The organism is Noviherbaspirillum sp. ST9 (genome assembly GCF_048799745.1).
GTDB lineage: Bacteria > Pseudomonadota > Gammaproteobacteria > Burkholderiales > Burkholderiaceae_D > Noviherbaspirillum.
Window position 1 is genome coordinate 178298 of record NZ_JBLWFR010000001.1, and the last position, 23871, is coordinate 202168.

Below are 23871 nucleotides of genomic sequence, written 5' to 3' on the forward strand. Positions count from 1 at the left end.
TTGACGGCGGGCTCCTTCGTCTCAATTTCTCAGACTTCTTTTCCCGTCATTCCCGCGAAGGCGGGAATGACGGGAAAAGTATGGGAGGGATTGATCTCATCCACGCACCTTCGAGCATACAAGCCCATCCAATTCATCTGGTTGGTCTGCTGGTGCCTAACACCCTCTAGTCACGCAGCCTTCTTTTTCTTCTTCGGCGCCAGCAGGGTATGGCGGCAGCTTGGCGCCCCGCACAGGCACTGGTAGGCACGCTTGAGCGCCGCGGTGTGGCGTTCTTCCAGGATCAGTCCGTAGTCGTAGTTGAGCTCTTCACCGCGCGCGATGTCGCGCAACGCGTAGATGAACACGCGGCCGTCTTCCTCTCGCGCCTCGCAGTTGGGCTCGCACGCATGGTTGATCCAGCGCGCATCGTTGCCCTGGCTGCCGCCGTCGATGATCTTGCCGCTGTCCAGGCTGAAAAAGAAGGTGTGGAAATCGTCCGGCGCCTTCAGGTTTTCGCGGCGCACCGCTTCCTTCCAGTTGATGCGCTCGCCTTCGTATTCGATGATGCAGGTACCCTCGGCGATTTTCTTCGCGGCGAAGACGCCGCGTCCGTGCACGCGGGAATTCTTGACGACATACAGGGGGCGTTCGGCCGGGGCGGTATTGCTGGAGCGATTCATCTCGGTTAGGGCAGGTTGGAATGGATGTGGGTGCGTATTATCTCAATACCGGAGCGGGGCGGATGACTTTTTTGCACGGGTTTGAAGATAGGACAAGCTCTACAATGTCGCCATTGTCTCCTTTTCTGCCTGTCCCATGCCCGGCCATCGCCTCCAGCCCGCAGTCCTGTCCACCGTCAACGGCATTCCCTACGCCGACGCCTACGGCGATGTCTACCACTCGGCCGATGGCGGCCTTGAGCAGGCGCGGCATGTTTTCCTCGCCGGGAACGGGTTGCCGGAGCGCTGGGCGGATCGACACGGCTTCACCATTATGGAGACCGGCTTTGGCCTCGGACTGAACTTCCTCGCCACTTGGCAGGCGTGGCGAAACGATCGGCGGCGCAGCGCCAGGCTGCATTACGTCGCGATCGAAAAGCATCCTTTCTCTGCGCGTGATCTCGTGCAATTGCACGCGCTCTGGCCGGAGTTGGCATCGCTTTCTGCGCAATTGCTCCAGGCGTGGCCGGTGCTGGTTGCAGGATTTCATCGCATTGAACTCGAGGAGGGGCGCGTCGTCCTGACACTGGCATTCGGCGACATCGCCGATTGCCTGCCCCAGATCGATGCGGTGGCGGACGCGTTCTACCTCGACGGTTTCGCGCCGAGCAAGAATCCCGACATGTGGGCGCCGCAAGTGCTTGTGCGCCTGAACCGCCTCGCCGCGCCGGATGCAACGGCGGCGACCTACACCGTGTCCGCCGCTGTGCGGCAGGCGCTGGGGCAGGGTGGATTTCTCTGCGAAAAGCGGCCGGGTTTCGGGCGCAAGCGCGACATGCTGGCGGCACGATATGCGCCGCGCTGGCAAACCACGACCCGGCAAGGAGCGATCGAACGTCATGCCATCGTGATCGGCGCCGGGATTGCCGGCAGCACTGCCTGCGAGCGACTTGCCGCACGCGGCTGGCAAGTGACCCTGATCGAACGGCATGACCGGCCGGCGCAGGAAGCCTCCGGCAACCTGGCCGGCATTGCGATGCCCCTGCTGTCGAAGGACGACAATATCTCGTCGCGGCTGCTGCGAGCGGCCTTTCTGTACACCGTGCGCACCTGGGACCGCCTCGGTGGAATCGGGCGGGCATTCGCAGGGGAGTCCTGCGGTGTGCTCCACCTTGCGCCGGATGCGGCGCACGCGGTGGCAACACTCGGCTTCCCGGAGGATTTCGTGCGCTGGATGGACGGATGCGCGGTCGAGGCGCTGACCGGCGCCAGCGGGTCGGAAGGGGCGTGCTTCTTTCCGCGCGGCGGATGGGTGACGCCGTCCAGCCTGTGCGATGCGCTGCTTCGCGCTTGCGGCGACGGCTTGCAGCGGCGTTTCAGCAAGGAGGTGGCGGCGCTGGAACGCACGGCGGCGGGCTGGCAAGTCCGCGACAGTTGTGGAGACGTCTTGGCGGAGGCGCCGGTTGTCATCCTCGCCAATGGAACTATTGCAACTTCCTTTCCTCAAACACAAGCATTACCCCTGAGCGCGATACGCGGACAGGTGACGCATGTGCCGGCAGAGGCATTACCCGCGCTGCCAGTGGTGCTTTGCGGCGAAGGATATGTGACACGGCCGGCCAACGGGATGTGCTGCGTGGGTGCATCCTACGACTTCGATAGCGATACGGAATTGCGGCAGGCCAGCCACGACGAGAACCTGGCGCGGTTGAAACAGGTACTGCCGCGAGCGGACGTCAATATTGCCCTTGCCGGGCGGGTAGGCTTTCGTTGCGTGTCGCCTGACAGGCTGCCCCTGGTTGGCGCCTTGCCGAATGCCTCCTTGCCGGTTGCCGGCAGCCGCCTGCGCGACGTGCCGCGGCTGCCTGGCCTGTACGGACTGATGGCCTATGGCTCGCGCGGTATTGTCTGGGCGCCGTTCGCAGCCGAACTGCTCGCGTCCATGCTGGAAGGGGAGCCGCTACCGATCGAACGTGAACTCGCCGAGGCACTCGATCCCGCCCGATTCGCGCTGAAAGCCTATCGGCGCAGCGGGACCGAGCCGGGACAAGATGCGAAAGACCTATAAAACCATTCTTCTCGTCATTGCAGGGGTGCTCGTGCTGCTCGCCGGAGCCGCCGCCTACCTTGCCGCAACGTTCGACCCGAACGACTACAAGCCGCAACTCATCCGCCTGGTGCAGGAAAAGAAGCAGCGCACGCTGGCCATTCCGGGTGAGATCAAGCTCAGCTTTTTTCCAAAGATCGGCGCGGAGCTGGGCAAACTCAGCATTTCCGAGCACAAGGGCAACGCCGAATTCGCGTCCGTGGAAAGCGCGCGCGTCTCGCTGGCGCTGATCCCGCTGCTATCGAAACAGCTCGTGGTCGACCAGGTGCGCATCGAGGGTTTGCATGCCAACATTCGCCGCTTCAAGGATGGCAGCACCAATTACGACGATCTGCTTGCGCAGGAAGAACCAGCGGCCGAGCCGAAAGGCGAGCCAGGGCAGCAGTTCCGGTTCGACATCGACGGCATCGTGTTGAAGAAGGCGCAACTTCAGGTTGACGACCAGCAGCAGGGGCGCAAGCTCTCGATCGCTGACCTCGACCTGGAAACCGGGAAGATTGCCGCACGCGTGCCGGGAGCGCTGCAACTGTCGGCGCACATCAAGGGCAACGAGCCGGCCATCGACGCCCAAGTCTCGCTCAAGACAGGATTCACGTTCGATCCCGACAAGCAGCATGCGAACCTCAAGGGGCTCGATGCTGCATTGCAGGGCGCGCTCGCCGGCATGTCGAATCTCGATCTGAAGCTGGCGGGCGACGCCGATCTCCAGCCGGCGGCAAAGCGCTTTACGCTCGATGCCATCAAGTTCGCGGCGAAGGGCAAGCGCGGCGGCGAAGCCATCGAAGCAAGGTTTGATATCCCGCGCCTTTCGGTGACGGACACGACGGTCAGCGGCGGCAAGGTGCAGGGTGAGGTCCGTGCGGCGGAGGGCGCGCGCAACATGAGCGCCAGCTTTACCTTGCCTTCCTTTGAAGGAAGTCCGAAGTCTTTTCGCGTACCTGCGCTGTCGGTCGACGGCGTGGTACGGGACGGCCCCCTCGATGCAAAGCTGAAGCTGTCCGGCGCGCTCAACGGCGATATCGACAAGTTGCTGTTCACTTCACCACAGATGACGTTGGCACTGGACGGCAAGCAGGGAACGACGGCGATCAACGGCACGTTGGTTACGCCGCTCACGGTCGACCTGGGAAAACGGTATGCCGAACTGCACAAGATCAATGCCGGTTTCACCCTGCCCAATCCGGCGGGCGGCGCGATGGCGCTGAAGGCCGTCGGTAATGCGGCCCTGGACTACGGCAAGCAATCCGGTTCCGCCATGCTGAATGGCAGTCTCGACCAGAGCGCCTTCCGGGCGAAGATCGGCATCAGCGACTTATCGCCGCTGATGTATACATTCGATGTGGGTATTGACCAGCTCGACCTTGACCGCTATCGCAGCAAGCCGGTGCCAGCTGCGGCACCGGCCGGAAAGGGGACGGCGGCGGAGGCACCGCTGAATTTTGATGCACTGCGAAAACTGCATGCAAGCGGCAGCGTGCGGATCGGCACCTTCAAGGTGGCCAACATCAAGACGTCCAACGCGCGCCTGGACATGCGAGCGGCAGGTGGAAAACTGGACATCCAACCGCTTTCCGCCAACCTGTACGGGGGAAGCCTCGCAGGCGCACTCAGTGTCACCGCAGGCAACCCTGCGCGCTTCGCCGTGCGTCAGTCCTTGACTGGCATCGATATCGGTCCGCTGATGAAAGATGCAATCGACAAGGACACGCTGGAAGGAAAGGGCAATGTCCAGCTCGACGTCACCTCGACCGGCATGACCTTCACCCAGATAAAGCAGGGCTTGAACGGAAGCGCACGAATGGAGCTGCGCGACGGCGCCATCCGCGGTGTCAATATTGCACAGACCATCCGCGATGCGAAAGCACGCATCGTCCAAATCCGCGGCGACGAAAAAGCGCAGGGCGGTGTCGGATCGGCGATGCAAAAAACCGACTTCAGCGAGTTGACGGGAAGCTTCCGCATCGTCAATGGTGTGGCGCACAACGAAGACCTGCTCATCAAGTCACCGCTGGTACGCGTTGCGGGTTCGGGCGATATCCATCTCGCGGAAAACCGGCTGGACTACCTTGCGCGCACAACCATTGTCTCTACCTTGCAAGGACAGGGCGGACCTGAGTTGCAGTCATTGAAGGGGCTGACGGTGCCGGTACGCCTGTCCGGTCCCTTCAACGCCATCGGATGGCGTGTCGACCTCGCGGGCATGGCGAGCGAACTCGCGAAACAGAAACTCGATGAGCGGAAAGAAGAAGTGCGGGCGAAAGCGGAGAAGTCGCTCGACGAACAGAAAGAAAAAGTCCGCGGTCAGCTTCAGGAGAAGCTGAAGGGTTTGTTGGGCAGGTAGCCTGAGTTACAACACCAATATACTCGAACATCCCTGCTGCGCAAGAAAAATGTTGCAGAGCATTTGCTATGCCGATCCCCATCCAACGATTGCATGCATCTATCGGTTGACGCGTGCGCACAACTTTTTTTGTCTTCGTGCGACAGCGCACTTCGAGTGTCGCAATTCTGCATCGTGGTCATCGCATCGCGACAATTTCTGCGCGAAAAAGTTTTGCCGATTCGAATCGATTCTGCAGAAAAATTCGCGATAAATTCCGCTTTGAAAAGAAGAAGTTGAAAGCCTTTTTCTCAACTATTTTCACGCACAAAAAAAAGCGAAAAATTTCCTATCGACGAGAAAATTTTCTGCGTATTATTAAATTGCGGAGTGGAAAATCAATTCTGTATCCGAGACCCACACGACCGGTACGACATACATCAAAGGAAGCCCAATGAAGATCTTTGACAACTACGCAGCACGGTATGAGCGGACACGGGAAGAGGAATACTCCCTGCAAGAATATCTGGAGTTGTGCAAGCGCGATCGCCTTGCTTATGCCACTGCCGCCGAGCGCATGCTCGAAGCGATTGGCGAGCCCGAGCTGATCGATACACGCCACGATCCGCGTCTCTCGCGCATCTTCGCCAACAAGGTTATCAAGATCTATCCGGCATTCCGTGAGTTCTACGGAATGGAGGAAGTCATCGAGCAGGTCGTCTCCTATTTCCGTCATGCCGCACAAGGCCTCGAAGAGCGCAAGCAGGTCCTCTACCTGCTCGGCCCCGTCGGCGGCGGCAAGTCCTCCATCGCGGAAAAGCTCAAGTCGCTGATGGAGCACGTTCCCTTCTACTGCATCAAGGGATCGCCGGTGAATGAATCGCCGCTCGGTCTCTTCAATGCGGAAGAAGATGGCGCCATCCTCGAAGAGGACTTCGGCATTCCCCGCCGTTATCTCAAGACCATCCCGAGCCCGTGGGCAGTGAAGCGCCTGCACGAGTTCAACGGCGACATCAACCAGTTCCGCGTGGTCAAGCGTTACCCGTCGGTGCTGAAGCAGATCGCGATTTCGAAGACCGAGCCGGGTGACGAAAACAACCAGGACATTTCTTCCCTGGTCGGCAAGGTCGACATCCGCAAGCTGGAAGACTACTCGCAGGACGATCCGGACGCCTACAGCTACTCCGGCGGCCTGTGCCTGTCGAACCAGGGCCTGATGGAATTCGTCGAAATGTTCAAGGCGCCGATCAAGGTGCTGCACCCGCTGCTGACCGCAACGCAGGAAGGCAACTACAAGGGCACCGAAGGCTTCGGCGCGATTCCCTTCGACGGCGTTGTGCTGGCCCACTCGAACGAGTCCGAGTGGAAGGCCTTCCGCAACAACAAGAACAACGAAGCATTCCTCGACCGTATCTATATCGTGAAGGTGCCGTACTGCCTGCGCGTATCGGAAGAGATCAAGATCTACGACAAACTCATCACCAGCTCTTCGCTGGGCAAGGCGCCTTGCGCGCCGGGCACGCTGAAGATGATGGCGCAGTTCGCGGTGCTGTCGCGCCTGAAGGAGCCGGAAAACTCCAGCATCTTCTCCAAGATGCAGGTGTATGACGGCGAGAACCTGAAGGACACCGATCCGAAGGCGAAGTCGCGCCAGGAGTACACCGACTACGCCGGCGTGGACGAAGGCATGAACGGCCTGTCGACCCGTTTCGCGTACAAGATCCTGTCCAAGGTCTTCAACTTCGACAACACCGAAATCGCCGCCAACCCGGTGCACCTCCTGTATGTCCTCGAGCAGCAGGTCGAGCGCGAGCAGTTCCCGCCCGAGACCGAGCAGAAGTACATGTCTTACATCAAGGAGTACCTGGCGCAGCGTTACGTCGAGTTCATCGGCAAGGAGATCCAGACGGCCTACCTCGAGAGCTATTCCGAGTATGGCCAGAACATCTTCGACCGTTATGTCACGTTTGCCGACTTCTGGATCCAGGACCAGGAATTCCGCGACCCGGATACCGGCGAGAGCTTCGACCGTGATTCGCTGAACAGCGAGCTCGAGAAGATCGAGAAGCCGGCGGGGATTTCCAACCCGAAGGACTTCCGCAACGAGATCGTCAACTTCGTGTTGCGCGCGCGTGCACAGAACAACGGCAAGAACCCGGCATGGACCAGCTACGAAAAGCTGCGCACCGTGATCGAGAAGAAGATGTTCTCGAACACCGAGGAACTGCTGCCGGTGATCTCGTTCAACGCCAAGGCCAGCGCCGACGATGCGAACAAGCACCAGGAGTTCGTGTCGCGCATGGTCGCCAAGGGGTACACCGCGAAGCAGGTTCGTCTGCTCTGCGAGTGGTATCTGCGGGTTCGCAAGTCGTCGTGATGTAGTAAATCCCCTCTCATGCCTCAGGCTGAGGGTGAGCTGCAGGTTGCAAGGCCTTGTAGTCCCCTCCCCTTCAAGGGGAGGGTTAGGGAGGGGATGGGTTTCAAGTATTTTTGATGCACGGCCGAAACCCATCCCCATCCCGGCCTTCCCCTTGAAGGGGAAGGGGCGACAAGGCGCGCTTCCGGCCGCGCCCTAACCACGAGAGAGGGAGAAAACAACGCCCATACAGTTTCAGGAGGCATTTTGGCTCACCTCATCGACCGGCGTCTGCAGGGCAAGAACAAGTCCGCGATCAACCGCGAACGCTTCTTGCGGCGTTACAAGGGCCAGATCAAGGACGCCGTCCAACGCGCCATCAAGGGCCGCTCGATCACCGAGGTCGAGAAAGGCGAAAAAGTATCCATCCCCGTCAAGGACATCGGCGAACCCAGTTTCGGGCACGCACATGGCGGGATCTGGGAAGTTGTCCGACCGGGCAATGACCAGTACCAGAAAGGCGACCAGATCCAGCGGCCGAAAGGCGGCGGCGGGTCCGGCAAGGGTAAGGCGGGCAACAGCGAGGAAATCACCGAAGACGATTTCACCTTCGAGCTGACGCGCGAAGAGTTCATGAACTACTTCTTCGAAGACCTCGAACTGCCCAACCTCGTCAAGACGCAGCTCACCTCCATTACCGAGTTCCGCAACCAGCGGGCCGGCTACACCATTTCCGGCACGCCGACCAACATTCACGTGCTGCGTTCCATGCGCGGGGCCATTGGTCGCCGCATTGCCGTCGGTGCGAAGTCGCGCAAGCGCCTGCGCGAGGCGGAGCAGGAGATGAACGAGCTGCTCAAGACGACGTTCGAGGATGACCATCGCATCATCGCGTTGCGCAAGGAAATCCATCACCTGCGCGCAAAGCTGGAAGGCATCGCCTTCCTCGATCCGATCGACCTGCGCTACAGCAACCGCATCAAGGTGCCCAAGCCATCCAGCCAGGCCGTCATGTTCTGCGTGATGGACGTGTCGGGATCGATGGATCAGGCGAAGAAGGATGCGGCCAAGCGCTTCTTCATCCTGCTCTACCTGTTCCTCGAACGCGCCTACGAGAAAATTGAAGTGGTCTTCATCCGCCACCATACGCAGGCGACCGAAGTCACGGAAGACGAGTTCTTCAATTCCCGCGAATCGGGCGGCACGGTCGTGTCCTCGGCGCTGCACCTGCTCGACAAGGTCATCAACGAGCGTTATTCCACCAGTGACTGGAACATCTACGTCGCGCAGGCCTCGGACGGCGACAACTGGGACAACGACTCGGTGACCTGCCGCGAACTGCTGGTCGAGAAGATCATGCCGCTGGTGCAGTACTACGCCTACGTCGAGATCACCGACGGCGAGCCGCAGAACCTGTGGTACGAGTACCTGCAGGTCCAGGACTATCACCCGCACTTTGCGCAGCAGAAGATCGAGTCGCCGGCTGATATCTATCCGGTGTTCCGGGAACTGTTCAAGAAGCAACCAAAATGATCAAAGTCCTCGACAAAGCCCCCGTGAAGAAGACCGGCCGGAAGAAGGCGGTCAAGCCTGTCCGCCTGCCGGATCAGTCGGAGTGGACGTTTGAACTGATCGAGCAGGCGCACAGCGAGATCCGTCGCGTGGCCGAGAACTTCGGCCTGGATACCTACCCGAACCAGCTCGAAATCATCACCGCCGAGCAGATGATGGATGCCTACGCCTCCGTCGGCATGCCGGTGTCGTATGCGCACTGGTCCTTCGGCAAGCACTTCCTGTCGACCGAGAAGAGCTATCGCCGCGGCCACATGGGACTGGCGTACGAGATCGTCATCAACTCCGATCCCTGCATCGCCTACCTGATGGAAGAGAACAGCCTGACGATGCAGGCGCTGGTAATCGCGCACGCGTCCTACGGCCACAACTCCTTCTTCAAGGGCAACTACCTGTTCCGCACCTGGACCGATGCGGATGCGATCATCGATTACATGGTGTTCGCGAAGAACTACATCGCCGAGTGCGAACAGCGTTACGGCATCGAAGCCGTGGAGCTGCTGCTCGATTCCTGCCATGCGCTGCAGAACTACGGCGTGGACCGCTACAAGCGTCCGGCAAAGCTGTCGCTGGCGAAGGAGCGCGAACGCCAGGAAGAGCGTGAAGCCTACCTGCAATCGCAGGTCAACGACCTGTGGCGCACGCTGCCGCGCAGGGCCGAAGTCGTGACCGAGGCTGCGCCAAACCGGTTCCCGCCCGAGCCGCAGGAAAACCTGCTGTACTTCATCGAGAAGTACGCGCCCCTGCTGCAGCCGTGGGAGCGCGAGATCGTGCGCATCGTTCGCAAGATTTCACAGTACTTCTATCCGCAGCGCCAGACGCAGGTGATGAATGAAGGCTGGGCCACCTTCTGGCACTACACCATCCTCAACCAGTTGTACGACGAAGGCATCGTCGGCAACGGCTTCATGATGGAGTTCCTGCAGAGCCACACCAACGTGGTGTACCAGCCGCCGGTGACCAGCAAGTACTTCAACGGCATCAATCCGTATGCGCTGGGCTTCGCGATGATGCGCGACATTCGTCGCATCTGCGAAGAGCCGACGGATGAGGACCGCCAATGGTTCCCGGACATCGCCGGAAGCGACTGGAAGAAGACGCTCGACTTTGCGATGCGCAATTTCAAGGACGAGAGCTTCATCTCGCAATACCTGTCGCCCAAGCTGATCCGCGACTTCCACTTCTTTGCCGTGCTGGACGACGACAAGAAGGACAAGCTGCAGATTTCCGCCATCCATGACGACGACGGTTATCGCTACCTGCGCGAGCAACTGGCGGGTCAGTACAACATGCATAACCGGGAGCCCAACATCCAGGTCTGGTCGGTCGATACGCACGGCCAGCGTTCGCTGACCTTGCGCCACAACCAGTACCTGCGCCGGCCCTTGAACGGGCAAGCGGAAGAAGTGCTCAAGCATGTCACGCGCCTGTGGGGCTTCGATGTCGTGCTGGAAACCGTCGATCCGCAAGGCAATGTGATGAGTTCGATCGAATGCAAATGTGAAAAGAGGCAGCGCGGCTAGAGAGACATCAGGTTTGCGGGGACGCCGCGAGGAAAGGGGAGCGCCTCACGGCGCGCGGCGTCCTTCGCAACCGGCTGCGGGCCTTCAGGCCTGTTAGCGGGTGCGACTCGCCATGCCGCCTTTTCATGGGCGCTTGCCGGAGCGATCCGGCAAGACTTGTGCCAAAGCGCAAGCTTTGGCACTTTTTTTTGTGCATCCACTTTGTGTGAATGCTCTACCTGTAATTTTTTCCGTCTCTCTGTAGTCTCTTCCACCGGATCTTCTTGTGTCACTGGCCTATGCGCGTGGACGGCACTGGCACGCACATTGCCTAATCGGCACGAGGCATCCAAGGATGTCATTCCCCGGCTATTGCCGTCACGTTCCCGCAGGAGATCCATATGCAAAAACGTCAAATTCTCAACCGCATGCTCGGGATTGCCGTGCTCGCGATGCTGTTCGGCGCGTCCTCCGTGCAAGCCCAGTCGAGCAGCGCGTCCGGTTCAGCAGGGCAAAGCGCGAGCAGCAGTGCAAGTGCCGGTAAGGATGCCGCAGGCAAGTCCCTGAGCAAGTCCGACCAGAAGATCATGCACGACATGGCCATGTCGAATCTCGCGGAGATCGAAACCGGCAAGATTGCGCTGAGTCAATCCAAGAACGACCAGGTGCGTAACTTCGCGCAGAAAATGATCGATGACCACCAGCAGTCGCAGAAGGAACTGGAACAGCTTGCCCAAGCCAAGGGGGTGACTCTGCCGACCGAGCCGGACAAGAAACACCAGGCGGCCGCGAAGAAGCTGTCGGCGCTGGAAGGCGACAAGTTCGACAAGCAGTATCTGAAGCAGGGCGGCATGAGCGACCATCGCGATACGCACAAGCTGCTGCAGCGCGCCCAGACCCGCGCCACCGATCAGGATCTGAAGGCACTGGCTGCGAAGATGGAGCCAATCGTTAACCAGCACCTGACCTTGGCGCAGGAAACCAGCAACGCGAAGAGCTCGGCATCGGGATCCCAGGGCCCGGCAGGAACGTCGGCGTCCGGGTCCTCCTCGGGTTCGTCCGGCTCTGACAAGAAGTCCGGCGCGTCGGGCACATCCGGCTCATCCAACAGCACCAGCCCGGCCAAGCAATAAGCCGCAAGTGCGTTCAATTTTCCCCGGCCCGCAGGGGCTGGGGCGTGGAGCAGAGCGAGCATGACAAATGACGAAGTGATTTCCGTACTGAATGGGCTGATCGAAACCTGCAAGGATGGGGACGAAGGCTTTCGCACTTGCGCGCTGGACGCCAGCGATACGCGTCTGAAAACTTTTTTCACCAACCGCGCCCAGTCCTGCGCGGCCGCCGCGCTGGAACTGCAGAGCCTGGTTCGTGCCTATGGTGGCGATCCTGACAACAGCAGCAGTCTCGGCAGCGCCGTGCATCGCCGCTGGATCGACATCAAGGCGCTGATCACCGGCAAGGATGACCGCGCCGTGCTCCAGGAGTGCGAACGCGGCGAGTCCATGGCCGTCAGCAGTTACAGCCAGGCGCTGACCCGTAACTTGCCGGAGAGCGTACGCACGGTGGTCGAACGCCAGTATCAGGGGGTGTTGCAGAATCATGACCAGGTAAAGAGTCTGCGCGACCAATACCGTAGCTAGCGCGGAGGATGCCTGCGGTAAAATAGCGGCCTTCCCTGAAGGTTCTCCGCATGCTGCGACTCACCAACGTCATCCTCCCGCTCGACCATCCCGAATCCGCCTTGCGCGCGGCCGTTCTTGACCGCCTGAAGATCGCCGACGCCGACCTGCTCGTCGTCAACCTCTTCCGCCGCGGCTACGATGCGCGCCGGCGCAGCCAGATCACGTTGGTCTATACAGTCGATGTCGAGGTGAAGGACGAGGCGTCAGTACTCGCACGCGCATTGCCAAATGTCACCATTGCGCCCGATACCAGCTACAAGGTCGTCGCGCAGGCGCCCGCGCAGCTCACTTCCCGCCCGGTTATCATCGGCTTTGGTCCCTGCGGCATCTTCGCCGCGCTGATCCTCGCACAGATGGGATTCCGTCCGATCATCCTCGAACGCGGCAAGGTCGTGCGCGAGCGTACCAAGGACACCTGGGGACTATGGCGCAAGCGCGACCTCAATCCGGAATCGAACGTGCAATTCGGCGAAGGCGGCGCCGGTACTTTCTCGGACGGCAAGCTGCATAGCGGGATCAAGGATCCGAAACACTATGGCCGCAAGGTGTTGACGGAATTCGTGAAGGCCTATGCGCCCGAGGAAATCCTCTACGTGAGCAAGCCGCACATCGGCACCTTCCGCCTCGTGAAAATGGTGGAGGCGATGCGCGAGACGATCACCGAACTCGGTGGCGAATTCCGTTTCGAGGCGAAGGTCACGGACCTCGACATCGACAGCGGCCAGATGCGCGGCGTGGTGCTGGAAGGCGGCGAGCGCATTGCGACGGATCATGTCGTGCTGGCCGTCGGCCACAGTGCGCGCGACACCTTCCAGATGTTGTACGAGCGCGGCGTGTACATGGAAGCCAAGCCTTTCTCGATCGGCTTCCGCATCGAGCATCCGCAGTCGGTGATCGACCGCGCGCGCTTCGGCAAGTTTGCCGGCCATCCGATCCTCGGCGCTGCCGACTACAAGCTTGTGCACCACGCCCGCAACGGGCGCGCGGTGTACAGCTTCTGCATGTGCCCCGGTGGCACGGTGGTGGCGGCCACGTCGGAAACGGGGCGCGTGGTGACGAATGGCATGAGCCAGTATTCGCGCAATGAACGCAACGCCAACAGCGGCTTCGTCGTTGGGATCATGCCGGAAGATTTCGGCGGCGACCGGCATCCCCTTGCCGGCATCGATTTCCAACGCGAGCTGGAATCGCGCGCCTTTGAAATGGGCGGCGGCAATTATGACGCGCCCGGCCAGCTCGTCGGCGATTTCCTGAATGGACGGGCGTCGAAGGAATTCGGTTCCGTGCAGCCGTCGTACAAGCCCGGCGTCAAACTCACGGATCTTGCGACTTCGCTGCCGGCGTATGCCATCGAAGCAATGCGCGAGGCGATCCCTGCTTTCGAGCGGCAGATCCGCGGTTATGCGATGGCGGATGCCGTGCTGACCGGTGTGGAGACGCGCACGTCGTCGCCGGTACGCATCAAGCGGCTGGACAACTTCCAGAGCCTGAACGTGAAGGGACTGTTCCCCGCAGGTGAGGGCGCCGGGTATGCGGGCGGCATCCTGTCGGCGGGCGTGGACGGCATCAAGGTGGCCGAGGCCGTTGCGCTCAGCATGACGGGCGGCGCGGAGGCGCGCGGCGGGTCGCAGGGTGGCGAGCAGATTTACTAATCGACCTCGAGCGTCTGCAGACGGCCTTTCGCTCGTCCGCCAGCAATCTCGAGGAACCCGATCGATACCGGCAGCGTAAACCGTCTGGGCCCCGCGCTGCCGGGATTCATGTAGAGCACGCCGTTTTCCATCTTCATCAGCGGCCGGTGCGAATGTCCGGTAATGACGACCTTGATGCCGCAAGTTTCCGGCACGACGTCAAGGTCATGCAGGTCGTGCACGACATAGATCGGCACGCCGCCGATCTCGATGCGTTCCCTTTCGCGCAACGTCTCCGCCCACGTGCCACGGTCGTTGTTGCCGCGCACCGCTGTCACCGGCGCGATCGCTTCCAGATCGCGCAGTACGCTGCCGTCGCAGATGTCCCCCGCATGGATGATGTGGTCGACCCCCTTCAGCGCAATGCGCGCCTCGGTGCGCAGCAGGTTGTGCGTATCAGAGATCAGGCCGATGCGTATACGTTCCATCTTGTTAATAAAAATGCAAAAGTGACGGGGATTGCAAGAAACGCGCCGCTTTGGCAGCGTGATCGGAATTGTGCTTTAATGGCCATAGAAGTTTTTGCACTATGCATATTCTCTTTTTGTTTGGACATATGAACAAGCGCGTTGTTTCCGCACAGTTTTGTTGCCCGGGCCGGCCTTTGGGGCCTGCCGACTGACGCACGCGTATTCGACAGATTCCGATGGCCGCAGAGTTCACGAGACCTGCGGCCATTTTGCTTTTTCGGGCGGCGCTATTGCGCCATTGAAAGGATAGATATGAACACGACCGAAGCCACCCTCGCCCGGAGAAGTGCGATTCCGGCTTCGCTGCTGACGGCGCCCGCTGCAAGCGTGGAGGCGAGACAGACGTGGACGCAGGAGGGTATCTGGCTGGAGATCCGTGCCGAGGCGGAACAGACGGCGGCGCAGGAGCCGCTGCTGCTGCCGCGCCTGAAGACGATGGTGCTGGACCGGCCGACGCTTGACGCAGCGATTGCAGCGGTAATCGCGCGCCGGCTCGCCACCGAGGATCTGCCGGAGGCTGCACTGCGTGAGTTGTTCGACAGCGCAATGCGCGACACACCCGGCATTGCCCAACGGGCAGCAGCGGACCTCGCCGCGGTAAAGGACCGCGATCCGGCATGCCCCAACCTCCTGCATGTAGTGCTCAACCTGAAGGGTTTCCAGTCGCTGCAGGCGTATCGCATCGCGCATGCGCTATGGCAGGACGGGCGCCAGGCGCTGGCCTTTGCCTTGTCGAACCAGGCATCCGTGGCGCTGGGTGTCGATATCCACCCGGCGGCGCGCATCGGTTGCGGCGTGATGTTCGATCACGCTACCGGCATCGTGATCGGCGAGACGACGGTCGTCGAGGACCATGTGTCCATCCTGCAGAACGTGACCCTGGGCGGCACCGGCAAGGAGCACGGCGACCGCCATCCGAAGATCCGTAGCGGCGTGATGATCGGCGCGGGTGCCAAGATCCTCGGCAACATCGAGGTCGGCACCATGAGCAAGATCGCCGCGGGCAGCGTCGTGCTGCGGCCCGTGCCTGCGCACTGCACTGTTGCCGGTGTGCCGGCGCGCGTGGTCAGGCATCACCGCGACGACAGCTGCCCGTCGGATGAAATGGACCAGACGATCTGAGAAAGCCCTCATGACCACACGCACGCTGAATCTCGACGACACGCTTTATCGCTACCTGCTCGATGTTTCCCTGCGCGACCATCCTGTGCTGGCCGCAATGCGCGACGCCAATCGCAGCCATCCGCGTGCCAGCATGCAGATCGCGGCGGAGCAGGGGCAGTTCATGCAACTGCTGGTGCGCTTGCTCGGTGCGCGCAACACCATCGAGATCGGCACCTTCACCGGCTACAGCGCGCTGGCCGTCGCCCTTGCGCTGCCGGAGGACGGACGCGTCGTCGCTTGCGACATCAGCCGCGAATACACCGACGTAGCGCGCACCTGGTGGGACAAGGCCGGCATGTCGCACAAGATCGACCTGCGCATTGCTCCCGCGCTCGAGACACTGGATGCACTGATTGCCGAGGGCAGGGCGGACAGTTTCGACTTCGCCTTCATTGATGCGGACAAGACTGGTTACGCCGCCTATTACGAACGTTGCCTGGTCCTGCTCCGGCAGGGAGGCCTGATCGCTGTCGACAACGTGCTGTGGGGAGGAAAGGTAGCGCAGGCACCTGCGGACGAGGACACCGCCGCCTTGCAGGCATTCAACCTGCTCCTGCGTGACGACGCACGTATCGACCTGTCGATGCTGCCCCTTGGAGACGGGCTCACCCTGGCCCGAAAACGCTGAGGTAATGCTTTATACTCTGCGGCTATCCCTGCTCTCCAAGGAATGACAACATGGCATCGATCGCATCGCGCATCGTGTTAACAGGCGGCGTGTGCCTGCTCGCAGGCTGTGCCGGATGGCCGGCCCTGCCTTCGCCTGCAGCCACCCAACTGCCCGCGCCCGATCCGCTTCGCAAATTCGTCGCCAGCATCGATGCCCCCAGCGGCAGCAAGACCTCGCCGGACGGCAGGAAGCTGCTCTGGCATGCCCAGTACGGCAGGGAAGTCACGACCTTCGTGCGCAACGTGGAGGGCGGGGATGCGGCCGTGTTCCGGCTTGGACGCAACCTGCCCTACTGGTCCTGCGACAGCCGCCACCTGATTCATGAAGCCGATCCCGCCGGGGGCGGCAACACCCAGGTCATGCTGATCGATACCGACCACCCCGGCGCGACGCCGGTCAACCTCACGCCATGGAAAGGCAGCACCTCGCACGTGATCCATGCGGGTGATGCCCCGTCCGGCAAGCTGGTCATCGTCAGCAACCGGCGCGACCCAGCCGTATTCGATGTCTATTCCGCCGATCCCGTCACCGGCAATGTGGAGATGGTGTGGAAGAACAGTGGCGAGATAACGCGCTGGATCATGGATGTCGACGGCACAGTGGGCGCGCGCGTGCGCCGGCAGGATGGCCAGTACTTCCTCCAGGTCCTGAACAAGGCGAGCAATACCTGGAAATCGGTCAGCGCCTGGTCGGATTTGGCGGACATCCGTCCGATCCGCGTCGACCGCTCCGCGGGCAACGTATTCGTCATGTCGCGCCTCGCAGGTGCCGCGGGCGACAGCGCCGCCAACGTGACGACGGAGCGCGGCCTGCCGTGCCGCCTGCCCGCCGAGCCGGGCGTGCTCTCCGCTTCAGCTCGATAAGCGTTCTTCGCGCCCGTCCGGGCCGATTTCATGCACCAGCACGCCGGCGCCTTCCGGGGCTTCCGCGCGCCAGGCGCCGTGTTCGATCGCGCGCATCGCATCCAGGTAGCCCTGCTCCCAGCGCCATTCGATCGAGCCCTTGGAAAAGTTGATGTCCTTGGACGCCATCTGCCAGTCGCGGCCGGCGTAAGCGAGCCGCACAATGTGCATCGTCGTGTCGGTGCCCACCTTTTCCAGCTCGCGCAATTCGTCTTCTCCGAGCAGATGGTCAGGGACTTTCGCGCGCAGCGTGCGGATCAGCCGGCGCAAACGGTGGCCGCGCAGGTAGGCATCGATGTGGCGGCGCGAACGGGAGGCGTACAGCACATCCTTCTGCCGCGTGTACACCTGCTCCAGGGTATTCGGCTCCGGACCGTCGGCGCTCCACAGGTCGACCATGAAGCAGATGGTATCGACGCGTGGCTCGTCCGCCAGCACCGTCTCCAGCGGTGTGTTCGAATACAGGCCGCCATCCCAGTAGAGTTCGCCGTCGATGCGCACCGGTGGAAACCCGGGCGGCAGTGCGCCGCTGGCCATCACATGCTGGATGCTGACCGGCTGGTGCGCGGTGTCGAAGTTGTCGAGCCGTCCGCAGGTAACCTTGATCGCGCTGACGGTCAAGCGGATGCCGCTGGACGCATTCAGGCATTGCAGGTCGACCAGGCGCTTCAGCGTTTCCTCGAGCGGGGTCGTGTCATAGAAGCTCGCCGCTTCCGCCTCGACCGGCCATCCCGCGAAGAAGGGATTGAACCAGCGCAGCGAATACATTCCCGGCACGCCCTGCGTGACGGTATCGAGCGTGGTGAACATCGTGTTGAGCCGGCGCGCGGGATCGGGCACCTTGCGCATGTCGAGCAGGTCGGAGTGCGCGACCTCGTTCCAGAATTCCTTGAGCCGGTCGAGCCGGTTGGCCCGCTCATTGCCGGCGATGATGGCGCCGTTGATCGCGCCGATGGAAGTGCCGACCACCCAGTCGGGTGTCAGGCCATGTTCATGCAGCGCCTGATAGACGCCTGCCTGGTAGGCGCCCAGCGCGCCGCCTCCCTGGAGGACGAGTGCGACGCGGGGACGGGCGCCGATTGCCTTGATTTTCGAGTCCATATCCCTGCAACCTTGCCTTGATCAATCATCGGTTGCAGCGTGTGGACTGGATCATTCCTTGATCAGGCCCTCCGCCTTCATGGCGGCGTGGACTGCCGGCCGTGCGGCCACCCGCTGCATGTATGCCTGTACTGCGGGCCACTGGCCCAGGTCGATCTTCATCGGCCGCGCCCAGTTGAGCACGGTGAAGAGGTAGGCATCCGCAACGCTGAATTGGTTCCCGGTCAGGTATTCGCGGCCCTGCAATTGCTTCTCGACTATGTTGATCCGCGCGGCAAGGAGGTCGCGGTAGGCCTGCTTGGTTTCCTCCGGCGTGTTCGGCTTGAACAGCGGCGAGAAACTCTTGTGCAGTTCCGTCGAGATGAAATTGAGCCACTCGATGAGGTGGTAGCGTTCCATCGTGCCGGCTGCCGGCACCAGCTGTTTTTCCGGCACCTTGTCGGCGAGGTACTGCACGATGGCAGGACCTTCCGTCAGCACGTCGCCGCTGTCGAGCACCAGTGTCGGCACATAGCCTTTCGGATTCACTTCCAGGTAGTCCGCGCCGCCGGCGGTCTTCTTGCTGGCAAGGTTCACGCGCTCGACATCAAACGGAAGGCCGGCTTCGAGCAGGACAATATGCGGGGAGAGGGAGCAGGTTCCGGTCGAGTAATAGAGTTTCATGGCATACCTCTTTCTTGATCTGGCGGGAAGAAAGTGGATGGTAGCGCAGCAGGAAAAATCCTGCCGGAGGGTGTCGTCAGCAGCATTTCCCATGCCCACCTATAATCAATTTTCCACATATAAAAACGAGACGGAGACAATGAACACGACCCATTACGCCCACTGGCCGGCGGGACTCCCGCACGCCATCACGACCCCCGATACCAGCGTGTACGTGAACATGGAAGTGTCCGCGCGCCGCTATCCGAACAAGCCCGCCATCATCTTCTACGACACCGTGCTGTCCTATGCGCAGGTGCACGAGCAGGTACTCGCGCTCGCCGGCTATCTCCAGCAGGCTTGCGGCGTGCAGCGCGGCGACCGCGTGCTGCTGAACATGCAGAACAGTCCGCAGTTCATCATCGCCTTCTACGCGATCATGCGTGCCGACGCGATGGTGGTGCCTGTCAACCCGATGCTGATGACCGACGAGTTGCAGCATTACGTCGCGGACAGCGGCGCGAAGGTGGCGATCGTGTCGCAGGAAATTTTCTCGCGCACTGCGCCGCTGCTGGGCAAGGGTGCGCTGCAGAAGGCGATTGTCGCCAGCTATTCCGACTACCTGATCCAGCCTACCGACCTCAACGTGCCCGACTTCGTGCGCGCGCCGCGCGACGTGCCTGCCATGCCGGGCGTGGTCGCGTGGAAGGAGGCGCTCGACGCGGCCCATGCCCTGCGTCCGCACGAGGCGGGGCCGGAAGACCTGGCCTGCATGCCCTATACATCGGGCACCACCGGCAAGCCGAAGGGCTGCATCCATACGCATCGTTCCGTGATGTTCAATGCGGTCGCCTCGCCGACCTGGTCGGGGCCAATGGCGCCGGACCATGTCACGCTTGCCGTGCTGCCGTTCTTCCACGTCACCGGCATGCAGTCGGTGATGAATTCGATGATCTACACCGGCGGCGCCATCGTCGTGCTGCCGCGCTGGGATCGCGACGCCGCCGGCCAGCTCATCACGCGCTACAAGGTCACGACGTGGACGCTGATCCCGACCATGATGATTGATTTCCTTTCGAATCCGCGCCTGCCCGAGTACGACATCTCCGGCCTCAAGCGCGTCTCCGGCGGTGGCGCGGCGATGCCGGCGGCCATCGCCCAGAAGCTGCTCGACCTCACCGGCCAGCAGTACATGGAAGGCTACGGACTGTCGGAAACCATGGCCGCATCGCACGTCAATCCGCCCAACCGGATGAAGCAGCAATGCCTCGGCATGCCCTACCTGAACGTGGATTCCCGCGTCGTCGATCCGATCACGATGAAGGAAGTTCCGCAGGGCGAAACCGGCGAGATCTGGATCCACGGCCCGCAGGTGTTCAAGGGCTACTGGAACGACCCGCGCAAGACCGAGGAATCCTTCGCCGAACTCGACGGTAAACGCTTTTTCCGCTCCGGCGACCTCGGCTACATGGATGAGGAAGGATTCTTCTTCTTCACCGACCGTCTCAAGCGGATGATCAACGCCAGCGGCTTCAAGGTCTGGCCGGCGGAAGTGGAATCCATGATGTACCAGCACCCGGCGGTGCAGGAGTGCTGCATCATTGCCGCCCGCGATCCGTACCGCGGCGAGACGGTCAAGGCCGTCATCGTGAAGCGCCCTGGGGCGGACGCGACGGAAGACGACATCATCGCCTGGGCACAGCAGAAGATGGCCGCCTACAAGGTGCCCAAGCTGGTGGAATTCGTGCAGGCCCTGCCCAAGTCGGCGACAGGGAAGGTGATGTGGCGCACCCTGCAGGAAAAGGAGATGGAGAAAAAGGAAGGCTGACAGCCTGTCATCACGAAGCAGCAATAACGGTATCAGACAGGCATCGGATCGACGCAAAAACTTGATGTAGATTCGGTTGCGCGCTTTCCGGGGGGCTATACAATGAGCCCAAACTCCTGGCAGGACGCTCCTTGCCTGATCGATATCGTTGAGAGGTTCGTGATGTACCAAAGCAAAGCCGCGCGCCGGATGGCTGTTTTTGCGTTGCTGGCGGCAAGCCTTGCCGCCGGCTCCGCCATGGCGCAGGACAAGAAGTGGAAAAGCCACATGAGCACGGACGAGCCGGACAAGCTCTACCGCCACTACTGCGCCGTATGTCACGGGCCGGATGGCGACGGCCAGACCCAGGCCCGCTTCGCACTCGACCCGGCGCCGCGCAATTTCACCAATGCCAAGGCCCGCGAGGAACTGTCGCGCGACCACATGCTCCAGACCCTGCTGAAGGGGACGCTCACCAAGGACGGCAAGCGTACCGCGATGATTTCGTGGAAGGACCACCTGAGTCCGGAACAGATGGAAACCCTGGTCGACTACATCATCGTCCGCTTCATGGGCGGCAGGCCGGCCGACAATGTCCATGACCACAATGATCCCCGGCACAAGGGTCACGACCACTCCAACGCGAAGAAAGTCGACTATCCCTACGGACTGAAGCCGGATGCGGCGCGCGGGAAGACGGTCTACACGGCGAGTTGCCAGTCCTGCCACGGCGCGAACGGCGACGGCAAGGGCACAGACCAGCGCGTGGCGCAGATCAAGCCGCGCAACTTCAACGACCAGGATTTCCGGGACTACGCGACCGGGTTCTCGCTCTTCTCGACCGTGTCGAATGGACGCGGCCACATGCCCTCCTGGGACAAGAGCATGAGCAACCAGGATATCGCGGATGTGTCCGAATACGTCTTGCGCACCTACGTGACGCGCAAGCCTCTGACGGCAGCGAAATAGGAAATCCCGGGCATGCCCCGGGATCGATCTGATCACGCGGCGGAATCAGCCGCCGGCGTGCATGAAGCGGCCCAGCTCCATGTCGGAACGCATGATGTGACGCACCAGGCCGTACTGGATGAAGTTCGCCACTTCAACCGGCAGATTGCTGCTGGTGCGGCTGTCCATGAAGCGGCGATGCAGGTCGTTGACCTTCTGCATCAACAGGGTGTGCTCGCGCTTGTGCGCCTCATAGGCGGGAAAACCGATTTCCCGCATCAGCGCTTCTTCGCGCGCAAAATGGCCGCCGGTGTGGTCGATCAATTCGACCAGCACTTCGCCGACGATGGAATACTCGGGCTCGTCCGACGTGATTTCTGCGTGCAGCCGCTGGGCAGCGCCAAAGATTTCCTGGTGGTCGGCGTCGATGAGTTCATGGCCGATCGCGAGATCCTGCGACCAGGAGAGCTGTAGCGAATCAAGCTCTTTTTTTTCGGTGGTTTCAATCATGGGGTACCTCGACAGTCTTTAGCGTCACTGGTTAAAGCATTTAATCACCACGATTCCACGCGGAAAAGAAGCAGTTCCGAATCAGTTGATTGAGGTCAAGATGCCGTACTCCTCGAGGGGACAATGGAAGCCGCCGGGATGCAGTATTTCCGGACAGTAGCATTTCCTTACAGCTGAAACATTTCCGTGGTGCCAATCCGTCTGGCGGACGCTTAACATGATCCCGGCATTGATTACTTGATACCTGCCTTTGGGAGAACACCATGAAACGCACCAAGATCGCATCGCCCGCCATCGTCCTGAGCGCACTTGCCTCCGCCCTGCTGGTTACCGGCTCGGCATTTGCCCAGACAGCGACCACTACCGACACCACGACCACCAGCACGACGCCGGTCGCAACGACGACCACGACGACGGCTACGCCGACCACATCCACAACCACAACGCCGACGACAACCACCGCGACGACGACTGACGCGACGACACCGGCGACCAGCACGACCACGACGGCAACGAACAGCACCACGACAACCACGACGCCGACGACCACAACCACGACGCCAACGACGACTGCTACAACGACGCCGACCACGACCACGACGACGACTACCACTACCACCACGGCCACCGTCCGCAAGGGCGCAACTGTCTACAAGCCAGGTTCAACCCTTCCTTCCGGCGTCACTGCAAAGGCCCATGGCGCAACCGTCGTGTTGCCGGAAGCCGCAAAAGCAGGCCAGGAGCGCGCTGCCCTGAACCGGGAAGCCGCCGCAGAGAAGCGCGAAGCGATTGCCGCCTTCAGGGCTGAAAAGCCGGCGAAGGTCGAGAAAGTGGAAAAGGTCGAGAAGATCGACAAGGTTGAAAAAGTGGAAAAGGTAGAGAAGGTGGAGAAAGTCGAAAAGGTCGCCAAGGTTGAAAAGATCGAGCGGCCCGAAAAAGTCGAAAAGACTCGCCGCAATTAAGAAGTTCACCCTACTGACCGGGCAACATGCGTTGCCCGGTTTTTTATTGGACCAACGATTGTTATAGCAATGAAAAGACTGACCCTCCTCGCCGCCGCACTCCTGTCGCAGGCCGCATTCGCAGATGGCAATTTCACGGTGAAGACCGGAATCGATTACACCTCCGGCAAGTACGGGACGAATACCCGCACCGAGATCACCGCGATTCCGTTCATTGGCACTTATGAAACCGGCAACTGGACCTTCAAGGCGTCCATTCCCTATGTGCGCATTACCGGTTCGGACAACGTGATCGCGGGCGTGGGCGCCGTCAGCCAGACGGCGACCACGGTACGCACGGACTCCGGACTGGGTGATCTGGTCACCGCAGCGACTTACTCCTTCATGATCGATCCGAAGTCGCAGTTCGGTGTCGACGTCACCGGCAAGGTAAAGTGGGGCACCGCCAACAGCGACCGCGGCCTGGGGACCGGCGAGAACGATTTCTGGATCCTGGTCGATCCCTATACGAAGATCGGCAACGTGACCTACTTCGGCGGTATTGGTTACTGCATGCTGGGTTCGTCCGCCACCCTGAAGCTGAAAGATGTCGTCAGCGCCAATGCCGGCCTGTCGTACAAGCTCGATCAGCAGGCGAGCGTGGGCGCGATGCTGGACTATCGCAGCCGGTCGACTGATACCGGCTTCGCGCAGCGCGAGATCACGGGCTTCTATTCCCGCAAGCTGGGCGGCGGCTACAAGCTGCAGGCCTATGCCACCAAGGGCTTTGCCGATGGCAGCCCCGATTGGGGCGCCGGCATGAACGTCGCCTACAGCTACTAACG

General features: G+C 61.2%; 20 protein-coding genes. 15 read left to right on the forward strand and 5 right to left on the reverse strand.

From position 1 onward, the window contains the following. Nucleotides 1–170 precede the first annotated feature (170 nt). The gene (locus tag ACNOHI_RS00815) at nt 171–662 is read right to left on the reverse strand and encodes an SET domain-containing protein (protein WP_420472731.1); all 492 of its coding nucleotides are present in this window, start codon (nt 660–662) and stop codon (nt 171–173) included. A gap of 136 nt (nt 663–798) precedes the next feature. Between ACNOHI_RS00815 and mnmC the strand changes: the two genes are divergently transcribed. The 8 genes from mnmC (at nt 799) to ACNOHI_RS00855 (ending at nt 13832) form a co-directional block, all read left to right on the forward strand. Then, nucleotides 799–2709 (forward strand): bifunctional tRNA (5-methylaminomethyl-2-thiouridine)(34)-methyltransferase MnmD/FAD-dependent 5-carboxymethylaminomethyl-2-thiouridine(34) oxidoreductase MnmC, encoded by a 1911-nt coding sequence (gene mnmC, locus ACNOHI_RS00820; RefSeq protein WP_420472732.1) that lies wholly within the window; start codon nt 799–801, stop codon nt 2707–2709. Then, complete coding sequence (locus tag ACNOHI_RS00825) at nt 2693–5089, forward strand: AsmA family protein (RefSeq protein WP_420472733.1); 2397 nt, start codon at nt 2693–2695, stop codon at nt 5087–5089. The genes mnmC and ACNOHI_RS00825 overlap by 17 nt, the downstream gene beginning before the upstream one ends. Before the next feature lie 433 nt (nt 5090–5522). Next, a complete protein-coding gene (locus ACNOHI_RS00830; protein ID WP_420472734.1) occupies nt 5523–7445 on the forward strand; it encodes a PrkA family serine protein kinase in 1923 nt (640 codons plus the stop codon). A gap of 246 nt (nt 7446–7691) precedes the next feature. Next, complete coding sequence (locus ACNOHI_RS00835) at nt 7692–8957, forward strand: YeaH/YhbH family protein (RefSeq protein ID WP_420472735.1); 1266 nt, start codon at nt 7692–7694, stop codon at nt 8955–8957. Next, nucleotides 8954–10519: a SpoVR family protein gene (locus ACNOHI_RS00840; protein ID WP_420472736.1), complete on the forward strand. Its 1566-nt coding sequence runs from the start codon at nt 8954–8956 to the stop codon at nt 10517–10519. Before ACNOHI_RS00835 ends, ACNOHI_RS00840 begins: the two co-directional genes overlap by 4 nt. A gap of 380 nt (nt 10520–10899) precedes the next feature. After that, nucleotides 10900–11631, forward strand: a complete 732-nt coding sequence (locus ACNOHI_RS00845) for a DUF4142 domain-containing protein (RefSeq protein ID WP_420472737.1) — start codon at nt 10900–10902, stop codon at nt 11629–11631. Nucleotides 11632–11691: 60 nt separating this feature from the next. Continuing rightward, nucleotides 11692–12138 carry a PA2169 family four-helix-bundle protein gene (locus ACNOHI_RS00850; protein WP_420472738.1) on the forward strand — a complete coding sequence of 149 codons (447 nt, stop codon included), beginning with the start codon at nt 11692–11694 and terminating at the stop codon, nt 12136–12138. 50 nt (nt 12139–12188) lie between these two features. Further along, complete coding sequence (locus ACNOHI_RS00855) at nt 12189–13832, forward strand: NAD(P)/FAD-dependent oxidoreductase (RefSeq protein ID WP_420472739.1); 1644 nt, start codon at nt 12189–12191, stop codon at nt 13830–13832. Here the strand turns inward: ACNOHI_RS00855 and ACNOHI_RS00860 are convergent. Beyond that, on the reverse strand, nt 13829–14299 hold the full coding sequence (locus tag ACNOHI_RS00860) for a metallophosphoesterase family protein (protein ID WP_420472740.1): 471 nt from the start codon (nt 14297–14299) through the stop codon (nt 13829–13831). The two genes, ACNOHI_RS00855 and ACNOHI_RS00860, sit on opposite strands and share 4 nt — an antisense overlap. A gap of 294 nt (nt 14300–14593) precedes the next feature. On the opposite strand from ACNOHI_RS00860, the gene cysE reads away from it, so the two are divergent. The 3 genes from cysE to ACNOHI_RS00875 are packed head-to-tail and all read left to right on the forward strand — an operon-like array spanning nt 14594 to nt 17038. Continuing rightward, nucleotides 14594–15463 (forward strand): serine O-acetyltransferase, encoded by an 870-nt coding sequence (cysE, locus tag ACNOHI_RS00865; RefSeq protein ID WP_420472741.1) that lies wholly within the window; start codon nt 14594–14596, stop codon nt 15461–15463. 10 nt (nt 15464–15473) lie between these two features. Further along, nucleotides 15474–16133, forward strand: coding sequence for a class I SAM-dependent methyltransferase (locus ACNOHI_RS00870; protein WP_420472742.1), 660 nt, complete (start codon nt 15474–15476; stop codon nt 16131–16133). A gap of 50 nt (nt 16134–16183) precedes the next feature. Continuing rightward, nucleotides 16184–17038, forward strand: coding sequence for a hypothetical protein (locus ACNOHI_RS00875; RefSeq protein ID WP_420472743.1), 855 nt, complete (start codon nt 16184–16186; stop codon nt 17036–17038). On the opposite strand, the gene ACNOHI_RS00880 is transcribed toward ACNOHI_RS00875, so the two are convergent. Together ACNOHI_RS00880 and gstA are read right to left on the reverse strand one after the other, a co-directional pair. Next, nucleotides 17027–18178 carry a patatin-like phospholipase family protein gene (locus ACNOHI_RS00880; RefSeq protein WP_420472744.1) on the reverse strand — a complete coding sequence of 384 codons (1152 nt, stop codon included), beginning with the start codon at nt 18176–18178 and terminating at the stop codon, nt 17027–17029. The genes ACNOHI_RS00875 and ACNOHI_RS00880 overlap by 12 nt on opposite strands. Before the next feature lie 51 nt (nt 18179–18229). Beyond that, on the reverse strand, nt 18230–18841 hold the full coding sequence (gene gstA / locus ACNOHI_RS00885) for a glutathione transferase GstA (protein WP_420472745.1): 612 nt from the start codon (nt 18839–18841) through the stop codon (nt 18230–18232). A 139-nt stretch (nt 18842–18980) separates the two neighbouring features. On the opposite strand from gstA, the gene ACNOHI_RS00890 reads away from it, so the two are divergent. Both ACNOHI_RS00890 and ACNOHI_RS00895 read left to right on the forward strand, forming a co-directional pair. Beyond that, complete coding sequence (locus ACNOHI_RS00890) at nt 18981–20648, forward strand: long-chain fatty acid--CoA ligase (RefSeq protein WP_420472746.1); 1668 nt, start codon at nt 18981–18983, stop codon at nt 20646–20648. Nucleotides 20649–20810: 162 nt separating this feature from the next. Continuing rightward, nucleotides 20811–21596 (forward strand): cytochrome c, encoded by a 786-nt coding sequence (locus tag ACNOHI_RS00895; protein WP_420473229.1) that lies wholly within the window; start codon nt 20811–20813, stop codon nt 21594–21596. A gap of 45 nt (nt 21597–21641) precedes the next feature. Here the strand turns inward: ACNOHI_RS00895 and ACNOHI_RS00900 are convergent, their stop codons facing one another. After that, nucleotides 21642–22085, reverse strand: a complete 444-nt coding sequence (locus tag ACNOHI_RS00900; protein WP_420472747.1) for a bacteriohemerythrin — start codon at nt 22083–22085, stop codon at nt 21642–21644. Nucleotides 22086–22348: 263 nt separating this feature from the next. Here ACNOHI_RS00900 and ACNOHI_RS00905 point away from each other — a divergent pair, with 263 nt between their 5' ends. Continuing rightward, on the forward strand, nt 22349–23047 hold the full coding sequence (locus tag ACNOHI_RS00905; protein WP_420472748.1) for a hypothetical protein: 699 nt from the start codon (nt 22349–22351) through the stop codon (nt 23045–23047). Between the two features lie 69 nt (nt 23048–23116). Then, a complete protein-coding gene (locus tag ACNOHI_RS00910; RefSeq protein WP_420472749.1) occupies nt 23117–23869 on the forward strand; it encodes a hypothetical protein in 753 nt (250 codons plus the stop codon). The last annotated feature ends 2 nt before the right edge of the window (nt 23870–23871 follow it).

Bases quoted from the DNA above. Each gene is read 5' to 3' on its own strand.
- ACNOHI_RS00840 (WP_420472736.1), top strand. From the start codon at position 8,954: ATGATCAAAGTCCTCGACAAAGCCCCCGTGAAGAAGACCGGCCGGAAG.
- ACNOHI_RS00900 (WP_420472747.1), bottom strand. From the start codon at position 22,085: ATGATTGAAACCACCGAAAAAAAAGAGCTTGATTCGCTACAGCTCTCC.
- ACNOHI_RS00845 (WP_420472737.1), top strand. From the start codon at position 10,900: ATGCAAAAACGTCAAATTCTCAACCGCATGCTCGGGATTGCCGTGCTC.
- ACNOHI_RS00880 (WP_420472744.1), bottom strand. From the start codon at position 18,178: ATGGACTCGAAAATCAAGGCAATCGGCGCCCGTCCCCGCGTCGCACTC.
- gstA (WP_420472745.1), bottom strand. From the start codon at position 18,841: ATGAAACTCTATTACTCGACCGGAACCTGCTCCCTCTCCCCGCATATT.
- mnmC (WP_420472732.1), top strand. From the start codon at position 799: ATGCCCGGCCATCGCCTCCAGCCCGCAGTCCTGTCCACCGTCAACGGC.
- ACNOHI_RS00910 (WP_420472749.1), top strand. From the start codon at position 23,117: ATGAAAAGACTGACCCTCCTCGCCGCCGCACTCCTGTCGCAGGCCGCA.
- ACNOHI_RS00895 (WP_420473229.1), top strand. From the start codon at position 20,811: ATGTACCAAAGCAAAGCCGCGCGCCGGATGGCTGTTTTTGCGTTGCTG.
- ACNOHI_RS00815 (WP_420472731.1), bottom strand. From the start codon at position 662: ATGAATCGCTCCAGCAATACCGCCCCGGCCGAACGCCCCCTGTATGTC.
- cysE (WP_420472741.1), top strand. From the start codon at position 14,594: ATGAACACGACCGAAGCCACCCTCGCCCGGAGAAGTGCGATTCCGGCT.
- ACNOHI_RS00875 (WP_420472743.1), top strand. From the start codon at position 16,184: ATGGCATCGATCGCATCGCGCATCGTGTTAACAGGCGGCGTGTGCCTG.
- ACNOHI_RS00890 (WP_420472746.1), top strand. From the start codon at position 18,981: ATGAACACGACCCATTACGCCCACTGGCCGGCGGGACTCCCGCACGCC.
- ACNOHI_RS00825 (WP_420472733.1), top strand. From the start codon at position 2,693: ATGCGAAAGACCTATAAAACCATTCTTCTCGTCATTGCAGGGGTGCTC.
- ACNOHI_RS00850 (WP_420472738.1), top strand. From the start codon at position 11,692: ATGACAAATGACGAAGTGATTTCCGTACTGAATGGGCTGATCGAAACC.
- ACNOHI_RS00905 (WP_420472748.1), top strand. From the start codon at position 22,349: ATGAAACGCACCAAGATCGCATCGCCCGCCATCGTCCTGAGCGCACTT.
- ACNOHI_RS00830 (WP_420472734.1), top strand. From the start codon at position 5,523: ATGAAGATCTTTGACAACTACGCAGCACGGTATGAGCGGACACGGGAA.
- ACNOHI_RS00860 (WP_420472740.1), bottom strand. From the start codon at position 14,299: ATGGAACGTATACGCATCGGCCTGATCTCTGATACGCACAACCTGCTG.
- ACNOHI_RS00870 (WP_420472742.1), top strand. From the start codon at position 15,474: ATGACCACACGCACGCTGAATCTCGACGACACGCTTTATCGCTACCTG.
- ACNOHI_RS00855 (WP_420472739.1), top strand. From the start codon at position 12,189: ATGCTGCGACTCACCAACGTCATCCTCCCGCTCGACCATCCCGAATCC.